Source organism: Butyrivibrio sp. (assembly GCF_024699075.1).
In genome coordinates, this window is record NZ_JAILQF010000047.1 from 1 (window position 1) to 7,416 (window position 7,416).

At 41.0% G+C, this 7,416-nt stretch carries 5 protein-coding genes; 1 reads left to right on the forward strand and 4 read right to left on the reverse strand.

From position 1 onward, the window contains the following. Positions 1-6: 6 nt before the first annotated feature. The 3 genes from K6G87_RS01580 to queA all read right to left on the reverse strand — a co-directional run bounded on the left by K6G87_RS01580 (position 7) and on the right by queA (position 3,868). Positions 7-1,479, reverse strand: coding sequence for a right-handed parallel beta-helix repeat-containing protein (locus K6G87_RS01580; RefSeq protein ID WP_296832967.1), 1,473 nt, complete (start codon positions 1,477-1,479; stop codon positions 7-9). A 94-nt stretch (positions 1,480-1,573) separates the two neighbouring features. Continuing rightward, positions 1,574-1,939 (reverse strand): PilZ domain-containing protein, encoded by a 366-nt coding sequence (locus tag K6G87_RS01585; protein ID WP_296832970.1) that lies wholly within the window; start codon positions 1,937-1,939, stop codon positions 1,574-1,576. 837 nt (positions 1,940-2,776) lie between these two features. Then, complete coding sequence (gene queA, locus K6G87_RS01590) at positions 2,777-3,868, reverse strand: tRNA preQ1(34) S-adenosylmethionine ribosyltransferase-isomerase QueA (protein ID WP_330669676.1); 1,092 nt, start codon at positions 3,866-3,868, stop codon at positions 2,777-2,779. A 239-nt stretch (positions 3,869-4,107) separates the two neighbouring features. Here queA and K6G87_RS01595 point away from each other — a divergent pair, with 239 nt between their 5' ends. Continuing rightward, positions 4,108-4,914, forward strand: coding sequence for an FRG domain-containing protein (locus tag K6G87_RS01595; RefSeq protein WP_296832973.1), 807 nt, complete (start codon positions 4,108-4,110; stop codon positions 4,912-4,914). Between the two features lie 165 nt (positions 4,915-5,079). Here K6G87_RS01595 and K6G87_RS01600 read toward each other — a convergent pair. Further along, positions 5,080-7,416: hypothetical protein (locus K6G87_RS01600; RefSeq protein ID WP_296832976.1), on the reverse strand; the 2,337-nt coding region annotated here is incomplete at its 5' end.

The following is a 7,416-nucleotide window of genomic DNA, read 5'->3' on the forward strand; positions in this document are numbered from 1 at the left end:
ATCCTTTTATACCAGTTCTTCTCCATTTACATATACATGATATCCGTTTGTTTCTATGTTATCTGTATCGCCGTCGAACTCTGTAATATAGCTGTCTCCTGTAAGTACCCATTTACTATCATCATCAAGTGTTACTGAAACGCTTCCGGCTTCTCCGTCTGTATTAATAGAGCCTTCAAACTCTGATCCTGTAAGATTAAGTGTAAGAGAAGAAATTTCGTCAACAGTTATTGTTCCTTCAATAGTCTGATTATCTGCATTAAGCTCGACTGTTCCTCCGTTACTTCCATCGCTTCCCCATCTTCCGGCAGAAACTATCAGAAATTCTCCTGTATCAGACAGTTCAAGATCTGCATCACTTAAATTGATAACGCTTGAAGTATTAGTGCAGTAGAACATGGCACCACTATTACTTACCATACTTCCGCCATTCATTGTAAATACGCTTGTTCCATCCTCTGCATCACCTGAAGCACTCTGATATAACAATACATTGGCTTTTATGCTGCCTTCTTTTGTTGACTGATCATTTCCGCTAAGAGTGCAGTTTTCAAGAACCACACTATTTTTTCCTTCAATAATGACAGCCCTTGAATTTTCTGAAATGCACTCTGCATCTGTAACAGTAATATCAGCAGTACTGTAAATTGCAGGACATCCGCCTGTTCCTGTTGAAGTATAGGTTCCCTTATTAACAACTAAAGTACCGCCGCCTCTGTCTGATCTTATTGCAGCTTTGCTGGCACTTGTTACTGTAAGATTTTCTGCATAAAGAGTTCCACCACCTGCTACCTGTATTCCGCCGGCTCCGCCACCAGTTACATCTACAGTAGAATCTGAGATATAAATTGTGCCGCCATCATATGCAAATACACCTGTAGCATTGTCCGCCGTAGCAGTTACAGTGCTGTCTTTGATCGTAACAGTAGCACTGTCATAAACTCTTACTGCAGCATTAACACCTTCAAAGCTCGATGAGTCAGCACTTGTGGCATCACCTGAAAGCTTTTCTATAGTCGCATTTGTTATAGTTGCTGTCACAGATCCATTTGCACCTATTGCACTTTCATCTTCATTTTCAGCTGTATAAGTACCTTCTGTTATCTCCTCTCCATCTGATAAAGAATATGCAAGTGTACCTTCGGAAGAAGAATCTTCTGAAGTTTTGTCAGAATCACCACTCTTTTCTTTCTTAGATCCGGAAGTTTTTGAATCCTTTGAAGTATCAGAAGTCTCTGAATCTTTAGAAGAGCCCTCCGATGAATCAGATTCCGAAGCATCTGCAGTTTCCGCATTCTGAGTTTCTGTATCCTGTGCTTCCACGTCATCAGTTATCTCTTCACTTTCATTTGAAGATTCTGCTGAGGCTTCAACAGATACACTCGTTTCTTCACTTGTTGTATCATTTGTACTTTGTCCGCAAGCTGATAATACTATCGCTCCACATGCAAGTAATGCCAGGACTTTATTATTCTTCATCTATTTTCCTCTTTCCGAGCTAAAAAAGAGCTCTTATGATTTTTGATAAAATCATAAAAGCTCTACATAAATTAAAAATAAAATAATAAATTATTTAATCTTCATCATCATCGTCATCATGAGGAACGAGTTCTTCAACAGTTTCATAAACTGCTATTCTCTGCCTGTCAGAATCCGGCATTCCTATAAAAATACATCCATAATTATAGATACCATCTTCCCTTTTTTCTGATCGGACTATCTGAAGGAATACATTTATTACCTCCTTAGTCCATATGGTCAGCTCAGCCTGATAATTATCTCCGATGATCAGCTGCTCCGGACAATTAAATCCAAGTCCATGTCTTGAACAATTCTGAATATCGATAGATACCTCTGAAGCTGTTCCGGAACCACCAAGTGCCTTCATCATAAGTTTTCCGGACATTGATAATCTTTTGCTCTTGCGCCTTTCGTTCATATTATGATCTCCCATCAACAGGAACAGTCACAGACGCTCTCGCATCCACTCCCATTCCCTTAATATTTGACTTTCAAAACATCAAGTTCCATTGACGCACCTCTACTTTAAATATATCTCAATCAGAAAATAAAGGCAAGTTATTCACGCTTTTGCGTCTCTACTTTCGCAGTCTAAATGCCCGCTGATACATGCCGCCCGCCCATGCAATAAGCCTTTTGTCGTCTTTCAAATATGAGGATATATTCATGAGCCTTTGGTTAATGGCTATAAGAATTCTGCCACGGCTCAGCATGTTTGAGCTCCCTTTCGGCCCCGCCCCATACCATTTCCATTTGCGAGTAGATAACAAATGCAGATTTTCTCAAATGTTTCCGCATTTTTTCTTCCAATGCGCAGGCTACGCGCAAAACTCACAGGACGGGAATATAAATATTATGAAAAGACCCTACGGTGCATAAGCACCTAATAAAAATGATGAATCAATCTTCCAAGCTTGCTTGAAGAAGTTGATTCATCATTTTTATTAACGCTCGCTTTGCGAGCTAGGGTATTTTCAATTACAAGATAATCGCCCCGTCCTGTTTCAAACAGCGCTTCGCCTGCGCTGGAAAAAATGCTGTGGAAACATTAGAAAATCGCATTTGTCATCAAATACTCGCAAATGGAAATGGTATGGGGCGGGGCCGTAAAGGGTGCGAGTTTCTGAGCCGTAGAATTCTTAGCCATTAACCAAAGGCCATGAATATCCGAATGTTTGTGACGACAAAAGGCTTATTGCATGGGCGGGCGGTATTATTAGCGGGCAATTATTTAGCTGCAACATATGCAAAAGCGTTATGCTTCTGGCATTTTGTCTGTGAAGAAGCATGCATCGCCGAAGGAGAAGAATCTGTAGCGCTTTTCGATGGCTTCTTTGTAAGCGGCGAGAACGTGCTCTCTTCCTGCAAGGGCTGATACCAGCATTACAAGTGTTGACTCAGGAAGGTGGAAGTTGGTAATAAGGCAGTCTAGTACCTTGAACTTGTAGCCAGGGTAGATGAATATTGAAGTGTTATCTGAGCACTCCTTAAGGTGACCGTTTTCATCGGCAGCACTTTCTATGGTTCTGCAGCTTGTAGTACCAACACAGATAACTCTGTGGCCGGATTCCTTTGCTTTATTTATTTTGTCTGCTGCCTCCTGTGTTACCTGGTACCACTCAGTATGCATGTGATGCTCAAGTACATTGTCTACTTTTACAGGTCTGAAAGTACCAAGACCTACATGAAGAGTTACATATGCAAGATCAATACCTTTTTGCTCAATAGCATCAAGAAGTTCTGATGTAAAGTGAAGTCCTGCTGTAGGAGCTGCTGCAGATCCGTCAAACTTTGCATATACTGTCTGATACATATTCTTGTCCTGAAGCTTATGTGTGATATATGGTGGAAGCGGCATCTCACCAAGTGAATCAAGGACTTCTTCCCAGATTCCCTCATAATAGAACTTAACAAGTCTGTTACCATCTTCTATTACTTCAAGAATCTCGGCTTTAAGTCTTCCATCTCCGAAAGTAACCCTGGCACCGGGGCGAAGTTTCTTACCAGGCTTAACAAGAGTTTCCCATACATCGTTCTCTCTTCTTTTAAGAAGAAGGATCTCTACTGCAGCTCCTGTCTCTTCCTTGGTTCCAAGAAGTCTTGCAGGTATAACCTTTGTATTATTAAGAACAAGGCAGTCGCCAGGCTCAAGATAATCAATTATATCCTTGAAAACATGATGCTGTATGGCTCCTGTTTCTTTGTCCATCACAAGAAGCCTTGATGCAGCACGATCTTCAAGAGGATCCTGAGCTATGAGTTCTTGTGGAAGGTCAAAATAATAATCCGATGTACGAAGTCCAAGCATCGGATCATTTAATTCGTTGTTCTTGTCATTAGTATTCATTTAAACTTACTTCCTTACTATCTTCTTTATCTGTTAACTACTATGAATGTAAATTTTACGTGTACAGATTAATTTAACAACTTTTGGCCTATAATACAAGTTTTTTTTCATATTCATAATTGACACACGAAAATTTTATTGTACAATTGATTAATTGCACAGCGTTTTATCGCCTATTGGCGGCAGGATTTTTTTCTAAAATTCCTGCAATATATACCAATCAGCAGTACGAGGTTTTTATGATCAAAGAGATACACATAAGCACATTAGAACAGTTATTACCACTTCTTACAGAACAGGAGTACAGACCTGATCTTGATAGAAACAGAAGCCCCTATGTTTACAGAGGAATGTCAGACTCCTCCTTTAAGATGTACACAAGTTTAAGCCGCAATTGCAAAGGTCTTCAAAAGCACCTTGAGCCAGCAATTCTTGAAAGCTTTGCCAAATACGCCATTAACGATGATCCTAATATTGGCCATTCCGTATGGAGGCAGATGATCGTAGGCCAGCACTACGGCCTTCCTACAAGGCTTCTTGACTGGACACAGTCAGCACTTGTTGCTCTTAATTTTGCAACTACTGAAGAAAATCTTGATGATATGGACAAGCACGACTGTCTGGTCTGGAGAATTGATATGTGCGAAATGGTCGATCATCTCCCTGATCCTTACAAAACTGCTGTCAAAAAGAAGTACTCTTCTATTTTTACAGTTGATATGCTCAAAGAGCTTACCGGCAACAGCCTATTACAATACGATAATGACATGGGCGATTCATCAATGGTAATCATTGAACCACCTTCACTCAATCAAAGGATCATCAATCAGCATTCATTCTTCTCTGTAGTACCTACAGGTATTAATGATATCGAGAAGTTCCTTTCTGATAATACAACTAATACGGTAAAATATCTTATAGACAGGAATTTAAGATGGCGTGTAAGAGACATGCTTGATCAGCTCAACATGAGTGAGCGTATCGTATATCCAGGTCTTGAAGGCCTATCCAAATGGATCGCAAGACATTACTATGTCAAAGAATAAAAGCAAATACAGTAAGTACTGATTTCTATTATCAGGATTTAAGGGGCACATACATTTTTTTACACAAAAAAGTGGCAACTGCAAACGCAGCTGCCACTTTTATTAACCGCCAATGACTATCAGATTGAACGCTATGGTATATATGCAAAGTTTAAGCTATATTATTTACTCACCGCTATTGAAGAGTTCTTCAAGTACATCCTGATGTTCTTCAAGTACTTTAAGTACCCATACGCTCCAGTGTCTTGCGTCAGCTTCTTTATCACCAAATACATAGTCTTCCTGACCATAATCGATAACGTCAAATCCAGGAGTTGACTTACTTGCGCCAGCTGTTCTGTAGCTTACTGCATCTGCAAGGCTGAAGGATACTGCTGAAGTATCATCATAATTTACCCAGCTGCTGATATCTGTACCGGTTGCTTCAGTAGCATCACCGTTTTCTGTCTGAGTTTCAGCTGCTGCCTTAGTAATTTCAACAGCGCCGTCAACATATTCACCATACATTGTATCTACTGTAAGAGCAAGGGACTCACCAAGGATTTCTGAAGGTACATGTCCACCATCCCACTGCCATTCAATAGTTGCATCTACACCTGCTGACAGGAATGCAAGCTGAAGGTTAAGTGAGTTAAACATTGAGATATCACCTTCTGAAGCACCGCATACCATTCTGATCCATGTAGGGCTGTCTCCATCGCCTGTTCCAATATAGTTAAGAGGGTTATAAAGTTCAACAATTACATTGCCGTACTCATCGCCTTCATATACTTCTGCAACATCTGTCTGATAAGCTTCAAGCATTTCTTCATAGGTTGAATAGTTAGCTGAGTCTGTTCCGCTTCCTGCTGACTGAGTTGTACCAGCATCAGGTGTACCAACATCCATTGTGTCACCAGCTGAGTTAGCTGCTACATCACTGTTAGCAAAGCTTCTGTCATCTGAAGACTCAGAATCTGTGCTCTCTGCATCAGTAGCATCTGCTGCTTCTCCAGGAGCACCTGAAGCATCACCGCCAGGGCCGCCTGTCATATCGCCCATATCACCGCCAGGGCCGCCTGCCATGTCACCCATGTCTCCGCCGGGAGCTCCGCCGCCAGGGCCACCCATTCCACCTTCGGATGAGCTGCTCTTAGCATATCTTCCTTCAATAAATGCTGTAGCCTTATCCTCAGATGTCATAGCAGCAACTTCTTCATCTGAAAGAGCATTGCCATCTTCGTCAAACCAAGTCCAGCCATCAGCATAATCAAGGTTATCAAGATACCACTGAAGGTTAGAGATAAACTCTGCAAGATAGAAATCTACATATGTTCCGCCATAACCGTTAGTATCTGCATATTTTTCTTCATCATATTCGATATAAAGATCAATAGTGTCATCCATGTCGCCATCGCCGTTGATATCAAGCTCAACATCAGCTTCATTTACTGACAGGTTCTGATCATTAATATATGTCATGTACTCCTCAGACAGATATTCAGCCATCTGCTTCTGGAATGAGGTATTGAAGTCATAATCTGTATCCATATAATACTCAAAAGCCATAGCCATATCAGCTTCATAGAGTGATGTGATAGGAGAATATGCTACTGCACCCCAGGCTCCATCTGAAAGATCATACTCAACACCATCGATTGTAACAGTTGTATCATATGTACCATCTTCATTTACATATACACCAACTGAACCAACTTCGATCTGATAATCGAAAAAGTCTGAGCTGTTAGATGTTGCAGCAAACATTGTTGCATGAGCTCCGCCGCCGCTTCCACCTGTTGATACCCAGTATTCTGTACTTCCGGGAAGATTTCCAAGGAGAATGTTGTACTTAACAAATCTTGTTGCTGCCTTCTGGTCTACAAGACATGAAGGAGCATCACCTGTATAGTACTCATTGCCATCTTCATCAGTAGCTGTATCATTCTTACCTCTGTTACCGCAGGATACGTTGATATATCCTTCAGAAGCATAGGTTGTAGCTGCTGTAGTATTAGTTGATGAGCTATATCCTGCTGCACCTGTATTTAAGATAACCGGTGCTGTAGAAGCTGTATATACCTGACCATTTGAACTTGTAACTTCTGCTTCATAGTCAATAACCAGCTGTCCGTGAACTTCTTCTGTATAATTGTCAGCTGTGATATCTTCTACGCCGTCTCCGTCTGTATCAATACCTTTGATGTAAGCTCCGGGTACACATACTGAAACGCCTTCTTCATCTTCGATCTCAGCATATGCAACTGCTGTTACGATACTCATGACCCATGCATCTGCATCAGCGTCATATGTCCATGTTACTTCTTCGTTATTAGCAAGATTAAGAGCTTCTTCTATAGCTTCCCTTTCTTCTTCAGAAGTAGCTTCAAGTGATGATGTTGCAACTTCACTTGTTTCGGTTTCTGCTTCTGTAGTTTCTGCTACAGCTTCCGATGATGCCTCAGAATTGGCTGCATCTTCAGTAGTCTGAGCTGCTTCTGTTGTAGAATCAGTAGAAGTAGT

Excerpts from the sequence above, each read along its gene's own strand:
- K6G87_RS01580 (WP_296832967.1), bottom strand. The coding sequence starts at position 1,479 with ATGAAGAATAATAAAGTCCTGGCATTACTTGCATGTGGAGCGATAGTA.
- K6G87_RS01585 (WP_296832970.1), bottom strand. The coding sequence starts at position 1,939 with ATGAACGAAAGGCGCAAGAGCAAAAGATTATCAATGTCCGGAAAACTT.
- queA (WP_330669676.1), bottom strand. The coding sequence starts at position 3,868 with ATGAATACTAATGACAAGAACAACGAATTAAATGATCCGATGCTTGGA.
- K6G87_RS01595 (WP_296832973.1), top strand. The coding sequence starts at position 4,108 with ATGATCAAAGAGATACACATAAGCACATTAGAACAGTTATTACCACTT.